Origin of the sequence: Erwinia persicina (assembly GCF_014838825.1) — a bacterium.
GTDB lineage: Bacteria > Pseudomonadota > Gammaproteobacteria > Enterobacterales > Enterobacteriaceae > Erwinia > Erwinia persicina_A.
This window is the reverse complement of record NZ_JACYMO010000002.1, coordinates 644,501-662,898: the sequence shown is the minus strand read 5'-3', so window position 1 is coordinate 662,898 and position 18,398 is coordinate 644,501. Positions and strand designations below refer to the sequence as shown.

Sequence of the window (18,398 nt, the reverse complement as noted above, 5' to 3'; positions counted from 1 at the left end):
AGATCCTGCGTGAGCCTAAAAATGCGCTGACCAAACAGTACCAGGCGCTGTTCAACCTGGAAGGCGTGGAGCTGGAGTTCCGCGAGGAAGCCCTGAAGGCAATTGCCAAAAAGGCGATGTCGCGTAAAACCGGTGCCCGTGGCCTGCGCTCGATTGTGGAAGGCGCGCTGCTGAACACTATGTATGATCTGCCGTCGGTCGATGACGTAGAAAAAGTGGTGATTGACGAATCGGTTATCAGCGGCGACAGTGAACCGTTGCTGATTTATGGCAAGCCCGAAGCACAGCAGGCCTCTGGCGAATAAATAACCAAACCATTCCAGTCAGTTATCTGAAAAGGGGGAAAATGTTCCCCCTTTTACTTTTCTCGTTACCCCGACATTGAATCTATTCCGTTCATCCCCATATACTCAGATACCTGTGGGTCAAACTGCACTTTTTCTGGATGATGCGGTTCCCCTTACCCTGGCGGAAATTAAACTAAGAGAGAGCTCTATGAATCCTGAGCGTTCTGAACGCATTGAAATCCCTGTGTTGCCGTTGCGTGACGTAGTGGTTTATCCGCACATGGTCATTCCGTTGTTTGTCGGTCGTGAAAAATCAATTCGCTGCCTTGAAGCCGCCATGGATCATGACAAAAAAATCATGCTGGTCGCTCAGAAAGAAGCTTCAACGGATGAACCTGGCATCAACGATCTCTTCTCAGTCGGGACGGTTGCCTCTATTTTGCAAATGCTGAAACTCCCTGATGGCACCGTCAAAGTGCTGGTGGAAGGTTTACAGCGTGCACATATCACGACGTTATCCGATAACGGCGACCATTTTACTGCCCAGGCCGAATACCTGGAGTCGCCCGAAATTGAAGAGCGCGAGCAGGAAGTGCTGGTGCGCACGGCGATCAACCAGTTTGAAGGTTATATCAAACTGAACAAGAAGATCCCGCCGGAAGTACTGACCTCTCTGAACAGCATTGATGATGCTGCCCGTCTGGCAGATACCGTTGCTGCACATATGCCACTGAAACTGGCTGATAAACAATCTGTGCTGGAAATGTCAGACATCAATGAACGTCTGGAATATTTGATGGCGATGATGGAGTCGGAGATTGACCTGCTGCAGGTTGAGAAACGCATCCGTAACCGCGTCAAAAAACAGATGGAAAAAAGTCAGCGTGAGTACTATCTGAATGAACAGATGAAGGCGATTCAGAAAGAACTCGGTGAGATGGATGATGCACCGGACGAAAATGAAGCGCTGAAACGCAAAATCGACGCGGCTAAAATGCCGAAAGAGGCGCGTGACAAAACAGAAGCCGAGCTGCAAAAGCTGAAAATGATGTCGCCGATGTCTGCAGAAGCGACGGTAGTGCGTGGCTACATCGATTGGATGGTTCAGGTACCATGGAATGCGCGCAGCAAGGTGAAAAAAGATCTGCTGAAGGCACAGGAAACGCTGGATACCGATCACTTCGGCCTGGAGCGCGTGAAAGACCGCATCCTGGAATATTTGGCAGTACAGAGCCGCGTCAGCAAAATTAAGGGCCCAATCCTCTGTCTGGTGGGGCCTCCTGGCGTGGGTAAAACCTCTCTGGGCCAGTCCATCGCCAAAGCGACCGGTCGTAAATACGTCCGTATGGCGCTGGGAGGGGTACGTGATGAAGCGGAAATCCGTGGTCACCGCCGGACCTACATCGGTTCAATGCCGGGCAAACTGATCCAGAAAATGGCCAAAGTCGGCGTAAAAAACCCGCTTTTCCTGCTGGATGAAATTGACAAAATGTCGTCGGATATGCGCGGTGATCCCGCTTCCGCCTTGCTGGAAGTACTTGATCCCGAGCAGAACATTGCCTTTAACGATCACTACCTGGAAGTGGATTACGATCTCTCCGATGTGATGTTTGTGGCGACGTCTAACTCGATGAACATTCCGGCACCGCTGCTGGATCGTATGGAAGTAATCCGCCTGTCAGGTTATACCGAAGACGAAAAGCTTAACATTGCGAAACAGCACCTGCTGTCGAAGCAGATTGAGCGTAACGCGCTGAAGAAAAATGAGCTGACCGTGGACGACAGCGCCATTGTCGGCATCATCCGTTACTACACCCGTGAAGCGGGCGTACGTAGCCTTGAGCGCGAACTGTCCAAACTGTGCCGTAAAGCAGTGAAAACGCTGCTGATGGACAAATCGATCAAACACATCGAGATCAACGGCGATAACCTCAAAGACTATCTCGGCGTGCAGCGTTTCGACTACGGTCGCGCTGACAGCGAGAACCGCGTGGGTCAGGTAACGGGTCTGGCGTGGACGGAGGTGGGCGGTGACCTGCTGACGATTGAAACAGCCTGCGTACCGGGTAAAGGTAAGCTGACCTACACCGGTTCTCTGGGTGAGGTGATGCAGGAATCTATCCAGGCCGCGCTGACCGTCGTCCGTGCGCGCGCGGAGAAGCTGGGTATCAATGCAGACTTTTACGAGAAACGCGATATTCACGTTCACGTTCCTGAAGGGGCAACGCCAAAAGATGGCCCAAGCGCCGGTATTGCGATGTGTACCGCACTGGTCTCCTGCCTGACCGGTAACCCGGTGCGTGCCGACGTGGCGATGACCGGTGAAATTACGCTGCGTGGCCAGGTTCTGCCGATTGGTGGTCTGAAGGAAAAACTGCTGGCGGCTCACCGTGGCGGTATCAAAACGGTACTGATCCCGGACGAGAACAAGCGCGATCTGGAAGAGATCCCGGACAACGTGATCGCCGACCTGGAGATCCATCCGGTGAAACGCATTGAAGAAGTACTGGCCCTCGCCCTGCAAAATTCCCCATCCGGGATGCAGGTTGTGACGGCGAAATAGTGATTTAAGGCAAACTCACTGTAAAACCCAGGCTGGCAAGTGAATTGGTGCTTGCCAGCCTTTTTTTGTGCCGCTAAGTTAGGATGCTGTTAAGTCAGTGATGGCAGAGGCTGTCGGGCATTAAGCCTTAACAGGCCCGGCTGAACGGCAATAACAAATGATGCACGTACGTGTCCGGCAGAAAGCCCGTTCACGATGTATAAAATAAAAGAGGGGATGATTGAGTGAATAAGTCACAGTTGATCGACAAAATTGCTGCAAACGCCGATATTTCCAAAGCTGCAGCGGGACGTGTATTAGATGCTTTTATTGGTTCAGTTACTGAATCCCTGCAGGCTGGCGAAGAAGTCGCGCTGGTCGGCTTCGGTACCTTCTCTGTGCGTGAGCGCGCCGAGCGTACCGGGCGTAATCCGCAGACTGGCAAAGAAATTACCATTGCTGCGGGTAAAGTGCCGGGCTTCCGTGCCGGTAAAGCGCTGAAAGACTCTGTAAATTAAATGTATTAAGCCGTCGCAGAAGCAGATTTCTTCGGCGTATTGAGGATCGCCAACGCGTTCTCATGTAACATACGGGGCACATCAGCATCTTGATGTGCCTTTTTTTATGTTTCAATGACAAACGCGTGCTGCGGTTGTCTAAAATGGCTGAGTGCGTCCTCGGGAACGCGGGACGGCAGCGCAAGGTTTTACATTCACACTACAGCGGAGTGTTGTCACACCATGATGGACAATTTACGCGCGGCGTCGAACCATGTCGTGCTCAAGATTTTACTGGGCCTGATCATCCTCTCCTTTGTCCTTACCGGCGTAGGCGGGTATCTGACAGGCGGTAACGGTGATTACGCCGCGAAAGTAAACGGCCAGGAAATCAGCCGTGCGCAGCTTGAGCGTGCTTTCAGCAGTGAACGTGCGCGTCAGCAGCAGATGCTGGGCGAGCAGTTCTCAGCTCTAGCGGGTAACGAAGGTTACATGCAACAGATCCGTCAGCAGGCCCTCTCTCAGCTGATTGATGAAGTCTTACTTGACCAGTATGCCAAAGATATTGGCCTGGCCATCAGTGACGATCAGATTAAACAGGCGATTTTCACTCAGCCAGCCTTCCAGACTGACGGTAAATTTGATAATGCCAGGTACATGAGCATTATTAGCAACATGGGCTTTTCTGCCGATCAGTACGCCGAGGCTCTGCGTAAGCAGCTGACCACTCAGCAACTGATTCAGTCGGTGACCGGTACGGATTTCGTGCTGGGCAACGAGACCGACTCTCTGGCCGCGCTGGTTTCTCAGCAGCGTCTGGTGCGCGATGTGACCATCAATGTTAATGCCCTGGTGGCAATGCAGACCGTCACGCCGGAAGAGATCAAAGGCTACTATGAGCAGAACAAAAACAGCTTTATGTCGCCTGAACAGTTCCGTGTCAGCTACATCAAGCTGGATGCTGCCGCGATGCAGCAGCCGGTGAGCGAAAGCGACATTCAGGCCTGGTACGATCAACATCAGCAGGATTACACCCAGCCGCAGCGTAATCGTTACAGCATCATTCAGACGAGAACTGAAGCGGAAGCGCAATCCGTTCTGGACGCGCTGAAACAGGGCGGCGACTTTGCTGCTCTGGCGAAAGAAAAATCTGCCGACCCGATCTCTGCCCGTAACGGGGGGGATATGGGATGGCTGGAGCCTGACACGACGCCGGACGAGTTGAAAGGCGCGGGTCTGAAAGACAAAGGCCAGCTCTCTGGTGTGATTAAATCTTCCGTTGGCTTTATCGTCGCCCGTCTCGATGATACGCAGGCGGAAAAAGTGAAAATGCTGCCTGAAGTGCATGATGAAATCGCGGCTAAAGTGAAGCAGGAAAAAGCCGTAGACGCCTACTACAAACTGCAGCAGAAAGTCAGCGATGCCGCCAGCAATGACAATGAGTCGCTGGCCAGTGCAGAGCAGGCTGCTGGGGTGAAAGCAGTAGAAACGGGCTGGTTTAATCATGATAACCTGCCTGCCGAGCTGAACTTTAAAGCCGTACAGGATGCGATCTTTAACGGAGGTCTGGTGGGGGAAAACGGTTCTCCAGGCAGTAACTCAGACGTGATCACTGTCGATGGCGATCGGGCTTTCGTGCTGCGTATCAGCGAACATAAGCCAGAGGCAGTTAAACCGCTGAATGAAGTGACTGCGCAGATCACCGATACGCTGAAACAGCAGAAAGCACAGCAGGAAGCGAAAGCCCAGGCTGACAAACTGCTGGCTGCGCTGAAAGCGGGCAAAGGCGACGAGGCGCTGAAAGCGGCAGGTCTGAGCTTTGGCCCGCAGCAGACGCTGTCCCGTACCGGACAGGATGCTCTGTCTCAGGCTGCCTTTACGCTGCCGTTGCCTTCTGAAGGTAAGCCTTCATTCGGCATCAGTGAAGATGCTCAGGGTAATATCGTGGTTATGGCACTGGATAAAGTCCAAAAAGGAACCATGCCGGAAGCACAGAAACAGGCGCTGGTTCAGGGGATCACCCAGAATAATGCCCAGCTGGCTTTTGCTGCGATGTTAAGTAATCTGCGTAAAGACGCTAAAATCAAATACGGTGCGGCTGCGCAGGCCCAGTAAGCCTCGCAAAGACACTGCAACTGATTGCAATACCAAAAGGCCGCTTATGCGGCCTTTTCCATTTCTGCGATCTGGCGTTTGCCGGGCTGTCGGCATCACGTTAGGGTGGCCGTGCTGTCTAACACATGGAGGAAAACAGCATGTTTAATCGCACTTTGCAGGCCCTGACTTTTGTATTATCAGCCGGACTGTTCCTGCCGGGTATGGCGGGTGCCGCGCCGGTGGCGGAGAAGCCCGCTGCCGTTCAGGCGGTACCGGAAGCAGAGGGTATCAGCCCATCTGCGGCACAGGTCAGTATTAACAATGCCAGTGCCGGGGAACTGGCGGCGGCGTTAAATGGGGTGGGGATAAAAAAAGCGGAATCTATCGTCAGCTACCGTGAAAAATATGGTCCCTTCACTCAGCTTGAGCAGCTAAAAGAGGTGCCGGGGATGGGTAATAAGCTGGTAGAGCGCAATCTGGCATCGCTGAAATTGTGATCCATCTTCAGACCCGGCTATCTGCGCAGCACACTACGCGGACTGGCTGCTAATCTCTTAGAGGTCATACCAGTTGGTGTGGCCTTTTCTATTGATGAGGATCCGTTATGCAGACCACCATTAAAGTTCGCGGCTATCACCTGGATGTCTATCAGCATGTGAATAACGCCCGTTATCTTGAGTTTCTTGAAGAGGCCCGATGGGCCTGGCTGGAACAGAGCCGGGCATTTCACTGGATGAATGAGCGCGGTCTGGCATTTGTGGTGGTAAATATCAATATTAACTATCGCCGTCCGGCGGTGATGGGAGATGTTCTGAATATCGACAGCCAGCTGATGACGCTGGGCGGGAAAAGCGGGGTGATTGACCAGCGGGTTTCCCTGCAGTCCGATGGCAGTGCGATTTCAGATGCACTGTTGACCTTTGTCTGCATCGATCTTAAATCGAAAAAAGCCCTGCCGCTGGAAGGTGAGCTCAAGGCCCACCTGGAGACGCTGAACGCCGGGGCTGGGGCCTGACCGGTATCACCGTGGGTTACACCAGCCCGGTTTTTGTTTTCATTGCCTGCATCACGGCGGCCGGATGCTGCTGATATTCCTGCAGGCCATTGGCGCGGAGATGACATGCCGCACAGGTGCCACAGCCGTCGCCCTGAACACCATTGTAGCAGGTCAGCGTCTGATGGCGGATCAGCGGTAGCTGCTGCCAGTAGTCAGCCAGCGCCCAGGTCTCTGCCTTGTTCAGCCACATCAGCGGAGTTTCGAAGCGGATGTCTCGCGCCATACCGAGACTGACGGCGTGATTAAGCGCCTTCACAAACTCGTCACGACAGTCCGGATAACCGGAAAAATCGGTTTCGCAGACACCGGTAATGACCGCCTCGGCTTCAATCTGCCAGGCATAAATGGCTGCAAGGGTTAAAAAGAGGATATTGCGACCAGGTACGAAGGTGCTGGGCAGGCCGCTGGCATCCGGTTCGTAAGCCGGCACCGGGATGTTATCACGCGTCAGACTGCTGACGGCCAGCTCGTTAAGCATGGTCACATCCAGCACTTTATGCGCCCGCGCGCCGAGGGTGTGCGAAAGTTCCCGGGCAACATCGATTTCCGCACGGTGACGCTGGCCATAATCGAAGGTGACGCAGTGTACCTCGTCATACTGCTGTAACGCCTGAATCAGACAGGTTGTTGAGTCCTGTCCACCGCTGAATACCACCACTGCACGTTTCATACTTTCCCTTCCCGGTTAATTTCTGCTGGGTATGGTAATACCTTGCCGTTCAGAAAGGTATCCCTTCTGCCGCCCGAATGGGCATGCAGTCGTGTGTGGTGTCCACCTGAGAAGGGAAGGTGTCAGACAGGCAGTGGCGTTAAGCAAGGAATGTCCGCCTGGCGCGAGAAGCAGGCACCGGCCAGGGTTAAGGAAGAAAATAGCGCGGCGTTGAATGCAGAATGGAACGAAATGCAGCGGTGAATGCAGCCGGGCATGAGAAACCAAGCTGGTAAGCGACCTGCTTAACGGAGAGGCCATTGGCGAGAAGATCTAATGAAGCACAAATTCTTGCTCGTTGCTTCCAGGTTCTGAAACTGAATCCCGTGTCCTTAATGAACAGCCGCGAAAAGTTGCGCTCAGACATGTTGGCGATAAAGGCCAGATCGCTCAAAGAGGCTTCCCAGCGATGACCGACCAGCAGCTCTCTGGTGGCGCAAAACAGACGCTCATCATTTGGCACAGGCAGTTCTGCAGCGAGGGGAGGGGCCTCACTAAGGATTTCCAGAATTAACAGCGCCATTTTACGCTGACTCGGGTCACTGTAGTCGGCATCGAAAAGCCCGGCGATCAACTCTTTCACCAGCGCTGTGGCAGTAATGACATGCACATGGTTACTTTTCGTGAAGTTCGGGCATTCTGCGATAAGACTGCTGCTGAAATAAATGGCCCGTAAGTCAGTATGGGAGAGCAGGTTGTAGCTGTGAATCTGGAGAGGCGGAAGCCACAATGCACGCTGAGGGGGGATCACCCAACGATTGCCTTCTGTTTCAACCAGCATAACGCCTCTGGTCGCAAATAAGAGTTGTCCTTCAATATGATGATGAGGAGGGTCTGTCTCTCCGCGTTGATAGCATATGGAGGTGCCAGACCAGCCTGTCGCGTCGTCATGTCTTGGCGCTTTATCTATGCTACCTGGCATTTTAAATTCTGTTCCTGCAATTATCATCACTAAGTCGGACGGACTCATCCGATCGGTCAACATCCTGAAAGGGTGAGGCTTGCAAAATTAAGGTTATCACAAGCATTACAGGAGCATATTAAAATGCACGTACATTTCCTCATCCACGAACGTTTTGAGGCACCGGGTGCCTGTGAGACCTGGGCCAGGAATCAGGGCCATCACGTGACCTGTTCCCGGGTTTACGAAGGCGAGGCGCTACCATCCAGCGTGGAGAACATTGATTTTTTGATCGTCATGGGCGGGCCACAGGACCCGGCCACCACGCCGGAAGAATGCCCACATTTTGATGCGAAAGCGGAGCAGGCTCTCATCGCGGCCGCGGTTCACGCCGGAAAAGCCGTTATCGGTATCTGCCTGGGTTCCCAACTGATCGGTGAGGCGCTCAAGGCTCCTTTCGCACACAGCCCGGAAAAAGAGATCGGTAAGTTTCCCATCTCTCTGACGGAGGCCGGGCGACAGCACCCGCTGTTTGCGCATTTCGGTCACTCGCTTGAGGTCGGGCACTGGCATAACGATATGCCTGGCCTGACACCCGATGCCACCCTTATCGCTTACAGCGAAGGATGCCCTCGCCAGATCGTCGCTTACAGCGATCTGGTTTACGGTTTTCAGTGCCACCTGGAGCTGACTGCGGAAGTGGTTGAACGACTGATTGCACATTCTGAAAAGGATCTGAGCCGGGCAGCTGAATTCCGCTTTGTGCAGACCCCGGCAGAGCTGCGTACACATGATTACCGGGAGATGAATCAGGCACTTTTCACATTCCTGGATAAGCTGGCCGAACGTTATCGCCAGAGCCGCCAGTAACCCACTCCCTGCGCAGGGAGAAACCCGACTGAATGATGACAGAGCAGGTAAAAAATGACTGACTCACCCGTCGCCCTGATGACCATCGCCGGCGCTATTCTGCTGGGAGCCATGAGTCCCGGGCCCAGTTTCATTATGATAGTTCGCACTGCCGTGGTCTCCTCACGTCTCAGTGCGCTGGCTGCCGCCGCTGGCATGGGCGTGGGGTGCATGATTTTTTCAATCATTGCACTGGCCGGGCTGCATTCGCTGCTGACACTGGTGCCCTGGCTGTATACCGTGCTGAAAACTGCCGGCGGCGTTTACCTTCTTTGGCTGGGCGGCAACATGCTTTTCAGGACGGGCGACAGTGTGGCCTCAAGTCCGGTGGGCGATAACGCCCAGGGCCCGGGCCGCGCGTTTCTTACCGGCATGGCAACTCAGCTCAGTAATCCGAATACGGCGATCGTATTCGGCAGTATTTTTGCCGCCTTACTCAGTCAGCATATTTCGCCTTATCTGTATCTGGTACTGCCCATGATGGCGTTCTGCATCGATGCGCTCTGGTATGGTTTGGTGGCATGGCTGCTGTCGGCTGAAAGGCCCCGTCAGGCTTACATGCAATACAAATCCCGGCTGGATAAAGCGAGTGGTCTGGTGATGGGGTACCTGGGGATCCGGCTCATCCTGCGATAAGTTCTGTCAGCCTTTGCGGACCCCGCACCTGTTCGTCAGTTAACCGTGAGCGCAAATAATGTTGAAAGCCCTGTTCCGTTATGCCGGTGTTATCGCTTTTTTCACATTGGCCTGTTACGCCCCCGCAGGGGAGGCTGCAGGCTGTGTGGCGTGTCCAGCTTCGCAGAGCTTGTCTGAATGCCTTAAGCGGGTGGCCGATGATGGTGGCGGCACCGTGCAGCTCGGCAACGGTACCTATTTTCAGGACCGCAGTCTGTTACTGAGCAGCAATGTGGTACTTGAAGGCAAGGGACCGGGTACGGTTATTACCTGGAGTCCTGCGGTCAGGCACACCATCAATGCCCCGCTGCTTTATGCCACTGCCGCTATCCACGTCACGATAAAAGAGGTGAAGCTGGTCGGCACTATTGATCAGCGGCCTGACAGTCAGGATCGGCGAAATAATCAGACAGGGCTCTTCTTTGACTGTAGCGGGGATCCGACGGCCGGAGAAAAAACCGGATGCAGTGACATCATCCTGCAGAATGTTGAGGTGGAGAACAGCAGCGACGGGATCCACCTGAAAGGCGTCAGTCGTATAACGGCGACAGACCTGAAGCTGCATAACAACGGCAACACCGAAAAGGACTATTTCCATAATATCTACCTCCGTCGCGTGGCCGATGTCCGTCTGATCCAGACCGGAAAAAACAGCGGCGGTTTTTATGCCAGTCCACGCGGACACGGCATTCGCGGATCGCACCTGATCAACGTTTATATGAGCGATCTGGCAGTGTATGACAACGCCGATTACGGCATCCATATGGACAGGGTATTTAATGTCAGACTGCATAATCTGCATGTTTATCACAACTGCCTGAGCGGCAAGCCAGGCTGCCAGCCGATAAAATGCTTTGGCCCTCAGTGCGATATCCATCCCAATGCGCCGGCTGAACCGGCACCGGGTATCAACAGGCCGTAATCCGAGTCCGCTCTCAGAAGATGGCGACAGGCGGGGCAATCTAGGCCCGGGAAAAATCAAACCAGCCCCAGGCGTTCAGGCGGATCCCTTCAACATCTGGTGGCGCGCTGACCTGATAACGATAGTTAAACAGTGGGGTGATCACCGCATTCGCCATCAGCTGCAGATATAACGCCCTGAGACATCGCTGCCGTTGTTCCAGCTGCGGATGAGCCTGTAAATCCTCCAGCTGATGCAGCAGTGGCGGCCAGCCGTCTGCCCCGAGCAGTATCGGCCACAGGGGATCCTGGCGCAGCCAGCTCTCCAGGGTAAATACCGGCGCCTCACCGATCAGCCTGTCGCCCATCACCAGATCTGCCTCTGCCAGTGCGGGGTAATCCTGCCAGTTTTTGGCCGGGTGGAAATGCAGCGTCAGCTGGCAGCCCTGGGTGGCCAGCAGCTGTTGTAACTTTGCCGCCATGGCATGCAGCTCGACCGGCAGGTGGTAATGCAGACTGAGTCGGGCAGGCAGGGAAACGTCCGGATCAGGCTGCCAGTCAGGAATATGCCAGCCCGGCAGCATTTCCCGGCTGGGGGTGATCAGGCCTTCTTCAAGAGGCAGCGCTTCGATAATGCCTGACTGATGCACCAGCGACATAATATGCCTGGCCTGACGCGGGGAAAGTCCGGCACGCCGCCCTCGCGCCAGGTAACAAAATCCAAGGCTGATACGCTGGCTGACGGGCTGCAGAGCCTTCAGATCGTGCTGCGCACCGATGGCAATCTTCACCGGATGACGGCAGCTGGTGCCCAGCCCCGGGTCAAACAGCTGCGGCGCGATCCAGTATTCAATAGCCTGCATCAGCGGATGCGTGCCGTGATACCAGCCGTGGCTTTCCAGGCGCAGTAGCGCCGGGGAGTTCACCATCAACCGCCAGGGCCCGGCACCGATATCCGGATTATCCGGGTGAGGAAGCAGGCAGGAGACGCTGGCCAGCCGGTGTGCCAGCCAGTAGTCTGGCGTCAGCAGGTCAATACGCAGGCAGAGGGCGTGGGCCTGACTAACCGCCTTAACGCTGGCCAGCAGGCGCTGTCCGTCCGGGCTGGCAAGGATCATCTCCAGTCGCTGCTGCAGCTGCTCTGCGGTGACCGCTTCGCCGTGATGCCAGCGTAGCTGAGGGCGCAAAAAGAAGAACCAGCTCAGTCCGTCTTCACTGATCTGCCAGTGGTGGGCGAGGTCGGGGACGGCCTCATCTCCCGCCAGGCGGCTTAATCCGGCAAAAACCTGCTGGGCCAGATGCTGCTCTGCCCGGGCAGGCTGCCGTAGCGGACGCAGGGGGGCAAGAGGGCGGTAGTAGGGAATACGCAGCGTAGGCTGGTTGTTCTGCCACTGCCCGCCCATAAACGGCTGAAGCAGCTGGCTGAGCTGTTCCGGGGCCAGCGGCACCATCTGCAGCGCATGCTGCGGCTGGCCGTTATCAAGCTGCTGCAGCATCAGCTCGCTGCGCAGGGTGGCGGGAGATTGCAGAAAGGTCAGACAGCCGCGCCTTCCGCGCCCTGACGTCGCCTGCCAGTTCAGCCATCCGCTCTCCTGCCACTGACGCAGCAGCGTTCGGGCGTGGCGCTCACTGCAAAAACAGCAGGCGGCAATAGCGGCCACGCTGGTCGACTGCGGCTGGCCTGCACTGTATTGCCACAGGCGCTGGTACTGATTTAACCGGTTAAGCTGTCTCATATCATGGTAAACCCGGAACAGTTTAAAAAAAGTATTCACTATTAGTTCCGTAAATGCCAGAGGATACTCAGTGCAGATGAAAAACCCTTTAAGCGGAGAGAACATAGTGCGTCTTGCTGCATTTGATATGGACGGTACGCTGCTGATGCCCGACCATCAGCTGGGACAACAAACCCTGCTCAGCCTTCGTGCGCTTCAGGCACACCCCGTACAGCTGACCTTCGCCACCGGTCGCCATTATCTGGAGATGCAGCCGCTGCTGCGCAATTACGATCTGCCTGCCTTTTTGATCAGCGGCAACGGAACGCGCATCCACGATCCCGCCGGTGAGTTACTGCATGCCAGCGATCTTCCTCCGGCCGTGGCAAGACAGGTGATCCACAGCCACTGGAATACCCGCGCCAGTCTGCACGTTTTCAATGATAATGGCTGGTTTACACAGCATGACGTTCCGGAGATTTTACAGGCGCATCAGCTGTCAAATTTCCGCTATCAGCTGACCGATTTGCGTACGCTGCCGGAACATCAGGTGACAAAAGCCTGCTTTATTGCCGACTATGAAACGCTGTGCGCGCTGAAAATCCAGCTTCATGAAGCGCTGGGCGATAGCGCCCACCTCTGCTTTTCGGCGCAGGACTGCCTGGAGGTGTTGCCCCTCGACTGTAACAAGGGGGCGGCCCTGGCGCAGTTAACGGATCGGCTGGGTATTCACATGGCAGAGTGCATGGCCTTTGGCGATGCAATGAACGATCTGGAGATGCTGGGAGGCGTGGGGCAGGGTTTTGTGATGCGCAACGCCATGCGTGAACTGAAAGCGAAACTGCCGCATTTACCGGTTATTGGCGACTGTGCGACACAGGGCGTGTCTCATTATCTCAACCACTGGCTTTCCACACCACACCGGGTTTATTCCCCCGAATAATCCGTTAACTGGCCAGTGTGCCGGACCAGGACGTCCGGCTATTTTCTTTACCGGCGCAGCGCCGTTTTGGTTGTCACCGCAGGCTGTCGGCTGCGTGCACCGCGATACAGCGTCAGCAATATCCCCAGCAGGAAAGGCAACAACAGCAGTAAAGATTCACGGCTGATACTGCTGCCATTCATCTGACTCTCCAGCGCCACCGCAATAAGCGGAAAGACCAGAAAGACCAGCGAAGCCTGGAAGGGTTTTGCCGTCTGTTGCAGCGCAAAGTAAGCCAGAATGCCGCCCACGCCGGCCACCACGCCAAGATAGGCAATCGCTATCAGCGCCTCGGGCGCGAAGGCATGAACATCGGGTGATTCCGCCAGCCCGGCCACCGTCAGGAGTATGCCCGCCCCCAGACAGGGCAGTGCGTTATAGCTCAACACGGAAATACCCGCACAGCGCTTTTTACACTGGACGTACATCACCGCGTGGATTAGCACGGCAGCGACCAGCGCCAGGATCCCCTGAAGCTGACTCTCTCCGCTGTGGCGGGTTTCGTGCCACAGAATTGTGCTTAGTGCGCCGATGCTGATGGCCAGACCCAGCAGCTGCTGCAGCGATGTTTTTTCACGCAGAAACAGCAGGGAAGCGGCCAGCACCGCCGCAGGCATGGTGGCAAAAATAATCGCCGCCAGGCTGGATGACGTGTAACGCTCACCGTAGATCATCAGCGTAAACGGAATGGCGAAATAGAACAGCATCACACAGAGCTGAAAACCGCGCTGCCCCCGGGGAAACAGCAACGGCGCCTTTTTATATCGTGCAAGCAACAGCAGCAGCGGGGCAGCACAGAGGAAACGCAGCCCGGTGGCAAAAACGGGTGGAACGGTGGCCACGGTGATTTTCATCGCCATCCAGGTTGTACCCCAGGTGAGGGCGACAGCCGTGAATAATCCAATGATCAACAGGTTACGGTAAGCAGAACGCGGCATTTTCGTCATCCTTGAGTGAGAGACTGCAGGAGAACCAGATTAACGAAATGCCCGGGGAAAAGGTTGCTATAATACTGCTGTATTGCTGACCTTCTGGAGAAAATTTTGCTACTTACACCGCTGGATAAAAAAGACCGCTTGCTGTTAAACCTGCTCCAGCAGGATTGCACGCTCTCCCTGCAGGCGCTGGCGGATGCTGTCAGCCTGACCACCACGCCCTGCTGGAAGCGCTTGAAAAGGCTGGAGGATGAAGGCTATATTCGCGGCCGGGTGGCGTTACTCGATGGTGAAAAACTTGGCCTTAGTCTGACGGCTTTTGTCTTGATCAAAACCCAGCAGCACAGCAGTGAATGGTTTAACCAGTTTGTCGATGTGGTGCAGGCCATGCCGGAAGTGATGGGGTTCTATCGCATGGCGGGTGAGTATGATTATTTGCTGCGTGTCCAGGTGGCCGATATGAAAAGCTATGATGGCTTTTACAAGCGTCTGGTCAACGGCGTGCCGGGCCTGATCGATGTCACTTCGAGTTTTGCGATGGAAGAGATAAAATACACCACCGCTTTGCCGGTGACGCTTTAACCGGTCGATAATCAGGATATTTTTGTGCGACTTTTTAGCCAACTTAGCTGGTACTTTTTGCGTGAATGGCGCCGTTATCTTGGGGCGGTTTTGCTGTTAATCGTGATTGCCATACTGCAACTCCTGCCACCGCATGTGGTGGGCAGGATCGTCGACGGCGTCAGCCGTGACAGCATGAGTCACAGCCAGCTGATGATGTGGGTTGGCGTCATGCTGGCCACGGCCATTGTCGTTTATCTGCTGCGCTATGTCTGGCGCGTGCTCCTGTTTGGAGCCTCCTATCAGCTGGCGGTGGAGCTGCGTGAAGATTTCTATCGTCAGCTCAGTCGCCAGCATCCCGGATTCTATTTACGCCACCGGACCGGCGACCTGATAGCCCGGGCCACCAATGACGTTGACCGTGTGGTGTTCGCCGCCGGTGAAGGCGTGCTGACGCTGGTCGACTCGCTGGTCATGGGCATGGCAGTGCTGATTGTGATGAGTACGCAAATCAGCTGGCAGCTCACGCTGCTGGCGCTGTTGCCGATGCCGGTGATGGCGCTGGTGATCAAACGCTACGGTGATCAGCTCCATCAGCGCTTTAAGCTGGCCCAGGCGGCATTTTCCTCGCTGAACGATCAGACGCAGGAAAGCCTGAGCAGTATTCGTATGATCAAAGCGTTTGGCCTGGAAGACCACCAGTCGGGGCAGTTTGCTGCCATTGCCAAAGATACCGGAGAAAAAAACCTGCGGGTAGCCCGCGTTGATGCGCGCTTTGACCCTACTATCTATATCGCTATCGGCCTGTCGAATCTGTTGGCTATCGGCGGCGGGAGCTGGATGGTATGGCACGGCACGATGACCCTGGGGCAGCTCACCAGTTTTGTGATGTACCTGGGGCTGATGATCTGGCCGATGCTGGCGCTGGCCTGGATGTTTAACATTGTTGAACGCGGGAGCGCGGCCTGGACCCGAATTAAGGCGCTGCTGGCGGAAGCGCCGGCAGTCGTTGACGGTGATAACGCGCTGCCGGAAGGGCGGGGCGTGCTGGCGATCTCAGTCGGCGAGTTCTGCTATCCGGGGGCGCAACAGCCTGCGCTGCGCAATCTGCACGTTCGCCTTCAGCCAGGACAGATGCTGGGGCTGTGTGGCCCTACCGGCGCGGGGAAGAGTACCTTGTTGAGTCTGATCCAGCGCCATTTTGATATCGACCAGGGCGATATTTGTTATCACGATATTCCTTTACCACAGCTGCGTCTGGACAGCTGGCGCAGCCGCCTGGCCGTGGTCAGCCAGACCCCCTTCCTGTTCTCCGACAGCGTAGCCAGTAACATTGCGCTGGGCCGTCCGGGTGCCACACAAAGTGAAATTGAACAGGCGGCTCGTCTCGCTTTTGTCCATGACGACATTTTGCGGTTGCCGGAGGGTTATGAGACGGAAGTGGGCGAGCGGGGCGTGATGCTCTCTGGCGGTCAGAAACAGCGGATTTCTATTGCGCGGGCCCTGCTGTTGGAGGCGGAAATCCTCGTACTGGATGATGCGCTGTCCGCCGTGGATGGCCGTACCGAGCATCAGATCCTGCATAATCTGCGCAGCTGGGGAGAAGGGCGCACGGTGATCATCAGCGCCCATCGCCTTTCTGCGCTGACCGAAGCCAGTGAGATCCTGGTACTGCAGCACGGCCAGGTGGCACAGCGCGGCGACCATGAGCAACTGGCGGCAGAAGAGGGCTGGTATCGCGATATGTACCGTTATCAGCAGCTGGAAGCCGCCCTGGACGATGATGAAACAGAACAGGGAGCTGTGCATGGCTAATGTCATCCAACTGTGGCCGACGATCAAACGGCTGCTGTCCTACGGTGCACCGTGGCGTAAATCCCTGAGCCTGGCGGTGCTGATGCTGTGGGTTGCCGCCGCCGCAGAGGTGCTGGGGCCGGTGCTGGTCAGCTACTTTATCGACAACATGGTGGCGAAACACCGCATGCCGGTAGGGCTGGCTGCCGGCCTGGTCGTCAGTTTCCTGTTATTACAATTGCTGGCAGCAGCGCTGCACTACGCTCAGGCACTGTTGTTTAATCAGGCGGCGGTCGGCGTGGTTCAGCGTCTGCGAACTGACGTGATGGATGCGGCGCTGCGCCAGCCGCTGGGAGCATTTGATACCCAACCGGTCGGCCAGATAATCTCTCGCGTCACCAATGATACCGAGGTGGTGCGCGACCTGTACGTCACCGTTGTCGCCACCGTCCTGCGCAGCGCGGCGCTGGTGGGGGCGATGCTGGTGGCGATGTTCAGCCTTGACTGGCGTATGGCGCTGGTGGCGATCACTATTTTTCCTGCCGTGCTGGTGGTGATGCTGATTTATCAGCGCTACAGCACGCCGATTGTGCGCCGCGTCCGCAGCTATCTGGCCGAGATCAACAACGGCTTTAATGAAGTGATCAACGGGATGAGCGTCATTCAGCAGTTCCGCCAGCAGGCACGCTTTGGCGAAAGGATGGGCGAGGCCAGCCGTTCACACTATCTGGCGCGGATGCAGACGTTACGGCTGGACGGCTTCCTGCTGCGGCCGTTGCTCAGTCTTTTTTCAGCGATGATCCTCTGTGGCCTGATGATGCTGTTTGGGTTCACCTCCGTCGGCACGATTGAGGTTGGCGTACTGTATGCCTTTATCAACTACCTGGGACGGCTGAATGAACCGCTGATCGAACTGACCACCCAGCAGTCAATGCTGCAACAGGCTGTCGTGGCGGGGGAGCGCATTTTTGAACTGATGGACGCGCCGCGTCAGCCCTATGGCGAAGACAGTGAGCCGCTGCGCAGCGGTAGCATTGAGATCCGTGATGTCACCTTCGCCTACCGCAGCGGCCGCCCGGTGTTAACGGATATCAACCTGTCGGTGCCCTCACGCCATTTTGTGGCGCTGGTCGGGCATACCGGCAGCGGAAAAAGCACGCTGGCTAATCTGCTGATGGGCTATTATCCGCTCAGTCAGGGGGAGATCCTGCTGGACGGCCGTCCGCTCGCTTCCCTCAGCCATGCGGCGCTGCGGGGGAGCGTGGCGATGGTTCAGCAGGACCCCGTCGTGCTGGCCGATACGTTCTTTGCTAACGTCACCCTGGGGCGCGATATCAGTGAAGACGCCGTATGGCAGGCGCTGGAAACGGTGCAGCTGGCCTCCCTGGCGCGTGACCTGCCGGAGGGGATCCACACCCGGCTGGGAGAGCAGGGGAACACCCTCTCTGTCGGGCAGAAGCAACTGCTGGCGATGGCACGCGTGCTGGTGGCATCGCCCCAAATCCTGATCCTGGATGAAGCCACCGCCAATATTGATTCCGGCACGGAACAGGCCATTCAGAAAGCACTGCGGGCGATACGTGAACAGACGACGCTGGTGGTGATTGCGCACCGGCTCTCCACCATCACCGAGGCAGACACCATTCTGGTGCTGCACCGTGGGCAGGCCGTGGAGCGCGGCAGCCACCAGGCGCTTCTGGCCGCCCAGGGACGCTACTGGCAGATGTATCAGCTGCAGTTAGCGGGTGAGGAGCTGGCCGCTGCCGAAAACGGCTGACACCTTACCGCTACGCTGCACCAAATGCAGGCGAGAAAACACCCGTTTATCGCACAAATG

16 protein-coding genes and 1 pseudogene are annotated in these 18,398 nt (G+C 55.9%); 13 read left to right on the top strand and 4 right to left on the bottom strand.

The annotated features are described in order from the left end of the window. From clpX to IFU29_RS09190, 6 genes and pseudogenes are all read left to right on the top strand, one after another. Positions 1-305: pseudogene (clpX, locus tag IFU29_RS09215) on the top strand (ATP-dependent Clp protease ATP-binding subunit ClpX); the annotation flags it as partial. Positions 306-495: 190 nt separating this feature from the next. Beyond that, positions 496-2,850: an endopeptidase La gene (lon, locus tag IFU29_RS09210; RefSeq protein WP_191933639.1), complete on the top strand. Its 2,355-nt coding sequence runs from the start codon at positions 496-498 to the stop codon at positions 2,848-2,850. Between the two features lie 224 nt (positions 2,851-3,074). Continuing rightward, positions 3,075-3,347, top strand: coding sequence for a nucleoid-associated protein HU-beta (gene hupB / locus IFU29_RS09205; RefSeq protein ID WP_191933638.1), 273 nt, complete (start codon positions 3,075-3,077; stop codon positions 3,345-3,347). A gap of 222 nt (positions 3,348-3,569) precedes the next feature. Beyond that, positions 3,570-5,441, top strand: a complete 1,872-nt coding sequence (gene ppiD / locus IFU29_RS09200) for a peptidylprolyl isomerase (RefSeq protein ID WP_191933637.1) — start codon at positions 3,570-3,572, stop codon at positions 5,439-5,441. A 140-nt stretch (positions 5,442-5,581) separates the two neighbouring features. After that, positions 5,582-5,920 carry a helix-hairpin-helix domain-containing protein gene (locus IFU29_RS09195; protein ID WP_191933636.1) on the top strand — a complete coding sequence of 113 codons (339 nt, stop codon included), beginning with the start codon at positions 5,582-5,584 and terminating at the stop codon, positions 5,918-5,920. A gap of 107 nt (positions 5,921-6,027) precedes the next feature. Continuing rightward, a complete protein-coding gene (locus IFU29_RS09190; RefSeq protein WP_062744962.1) occupies positions 6,028-6,438 on the top strand; it encodes an acyl-CoA thioesterase in 411 nt (136 codons plus the stop codon). Positions 6,439-6,454: 16 nt separating this feature from the next. Here the strand turns inward: IFU29_RS09190 and queC are convergent, their stop codons facing one another. Both queC and IFU29_RS09180 read right to left on the bottom strand, forming a co-directional pair. Then, complete coding sequence (gene queC / locus IFU29_RS09185) at positions 6,455-7,150, bottom strand: 7-cyano-7-deazaguanine synthase QueC (protein WP_191933635.1); 696 nt, start codon at positions 7,148-7,150, stop codon at positions 6,455-6,457. Between the two features lie 187 nt (positions 7,151-7,337). Beyond that, positions 7,338-8,138, bottom strand: a complete 801-nt coding sequence (locus IFU29_RS09180) for an AraC family transcriptional regulator (protein WP_423244828.1) — start codon at positions 8,136-8,138, stop codon at positions 7,338-7,340. A gap of 96 nt (positions 8,139-8,234) precedes the next feature. On the opposite strand from IFU29_RS09180, the gene IFU29_RS09175 reads away from it, so the two are divergent. The 3 genes from IFU29_RS09175 (at position 8,235) to IFU29_RS09165 (ending at position 10,596) form a co-directional block, all read left to right on the top strand. Next, positions 8,235-8,960, top strand: coding sequence for a type 1 glutamine amidotransferase (locus IFU29_RS09175; RefSeq protein ID WP_191933634.1), 726 nt, complete (start codon positions 8,235-8,237; stop codon positions 8,958-8,960). A 54-nt stretch (positions 8,961-9,014) separates the two neighbouring features. Next, the gene (locus IFU29_RS09170; RefSeq protein WP_191933633.1) at positions 9,015-9,635 is read left to right on the top strand and encodes a LysE family translocator; all 621 of its coding nucleotides are present in this window, start codon (positions 9,015-9,017) and stop codon (positions 9,633-9,635) included. A gap of 169 nt (positions 9,636-9,804) precedes the next feature. Then, positions 9,805-10,596 carry a hypothetical protein gene (locus tag IFU29_RS09165; RefSeq protein WP_191933632.1) on the top strand — a complete coding sequence of 264 codons (792 nt, stop codon included), beginning with the start codon at positions 9,805-9,807 and terminating at the stop codon, positions 10,594-10,596. Between the two features lie 40 nt (positions 10,597-10,636). Here IFU29_RS09165 and IFU29_RS09160 read toward each other — a convergent pair whose 3' ends face one another. Next, positions 10,637-12,310 (bottom strand): SgrR family transcriptional regulator, encoded by a 1,674-nt coding sequence (locus IFU29_RS09160; protein WP_191933676.1) that lies wholly within the window; start codon positions 12,308-12,310, stop codon positions 10,637-10,639. Between the two features lie 103 nt (positions 12,311-12,413). Here IFU29_RS09160 and cof point away from each other — a divergent pair, with 103 nt between their 5' ends. Further along, positions 12,414-13,232 carry an HMP-PP phosphatase gene (gene cof / locus IFU29_RS09155; RefSeq protein ID WP_191933675.1) on the top strand — a complete coding sequence of 273 codons (819 nt, stop codon included), beginning with the start codon at positions 12,414-12,416 and terminating at the stop codon, positions 13,230-13,232. Between the two features lie 47 nt (positions 13,233-13,279). Here cof and IFU29_RS09150 read toward each other — a convergent pair whose 3' ends face one another. After that, positions 13,280-14,209 carry a DMT family transporter gene (locus IFU29_RS09150; RefSeq protein WP_191933631.1) on the bottom strand — a complete coding sequence of 310 codons (930 nt, stop codon included), beginning with the start codon at positions 14,207-14,209 and terminating at the stop codon, positions 13,280-13,282. Positions 14,210-14,314: 105 nt separating this feature from the next. On the opposite strand from IFU29_RS09150, the gene IFU29_RS09145 reads away from it, so the two are divergent. From IFU29_RS09145 to IFU29_RS09135, 3 genes are read left to right on the top strand one after another with little or no spacing between them, the layout of a single operon-like run. Continuing rightward, a complete protein-coding gene (locus IFU29_RS09145; protein ID WP_191933630.1) occupies positions 14,315-14,788 on the top strand; it encodes an Lrp/AsnC family transcriptional regulator in 474 nt (157 codons plus the stop codon). Positions 14,789-14,812: 24 nt separating this feature from the next. After that, the gene (locus IFU29_RS09140) at positions 14,813-16,582 is read left to right on the top strand and encodes a SmdA family multidrug ABC transporter permease/ATP-binding protein (protein ID WP_191933629.1); all 1,770 of its coding nucleotides are present in this window, start codon (positions 14,813-14,815) and stop codon (positions 16,580-16,582) included. Continuing rightward, complete coding sequence (locus IFU29_RS09135) at positions 16,575-18,338, top strand: SmdB family multidrug efflux ABC transporter permease/ATP-binding protein (RefSeq protein WP_191933628.1); 1,764 nt, start codon at positions 16,575-16,577, stop codon at positions 18,336-18,338. Before IFU29_RS09140 ends, IFU29_RS09135 begins: the two co-directional genes overlap by 8 nt. The last annotated feature ends 60 nt before the right edge of the window (positions 18,339-18,398 follow it).

Bases quoted from the DNA above. Each gene is read 5' to 3' on its own strand.
- IFU29_RS09195 (WP_191933636.1), top strand. From the start codon at position 5,582: ATGTTTAATCGCACTTTGCAGGCCCTGACTTTTGTATTATCAGCCGGA.
- IFU29_RS09170 (WP_191933633.1), top strand. From the start codon at position 9,015: ATGACTGACTCACCCGTCGCCCTGATGACCATCGCCGGCGCTATTCTG.
- ppiD (WP_191933637.1), top strand. From the start codon at position 3,570: ATGATGGACAATTTACGCGCGGCGTCGAACCATGTCGTGCTCAAGATT.
- IFU29_RS09175 (WP_191933634.1), top strand. From the start codon at position 8,235: ATGCACGTACATTTCCTCATCCACGAACGTTTTGAGGCACCGGGTGCC.
- queC (WP_191933635.1), bottom strand. From the start codon at position 7,150: ATGAAACGTGCAGTGGTGGTATTCAGCGGTGGACAGGACTCAACAACC.
- lon (WP_191933639.1), top strand. From the start codon at position 496: ATGAATCCTGAGCGTTCTGAACGCATTGAAATCCCTGTGTTGCCGTTG.
- IFU29_RS09160 (WP_191933676.1), bottom strand. From the start codon at position 12,310: ATGAGACAGCTTAACCGGTTAAATCAGTACCAGCGCCTGTGGCAATAC.
- IFU29_RS09180 (WP_423244828.1), bottom strand. From the start codon at position 8,138: ATGATAATTGCAGGAACAGAATTTAAAATGCCAGGTAGCATAGATAAA.
- IFU29_RS09150 (WP_191933631.1), bottom strand. From the start codon at position 14,209: ATGCCGCGTTCTGCTTACCGTAACCTGTTGATCATTGGATTATTCACG.
- IFU29_RS09190 (WP_062744962.1), top strand. From the start codon at position 6,028: ATGCAGACCACCATTAAAGTTCGCGGCTATCACCTGGATGTCTATCAG.
- IFU29_RS09135 (WP_191933628.1), top strand. From the start codon at position 16,575: ATGGCTAATGTCATCCAACTGTGGCCGACGATCAAACGGCTGCTGTCC.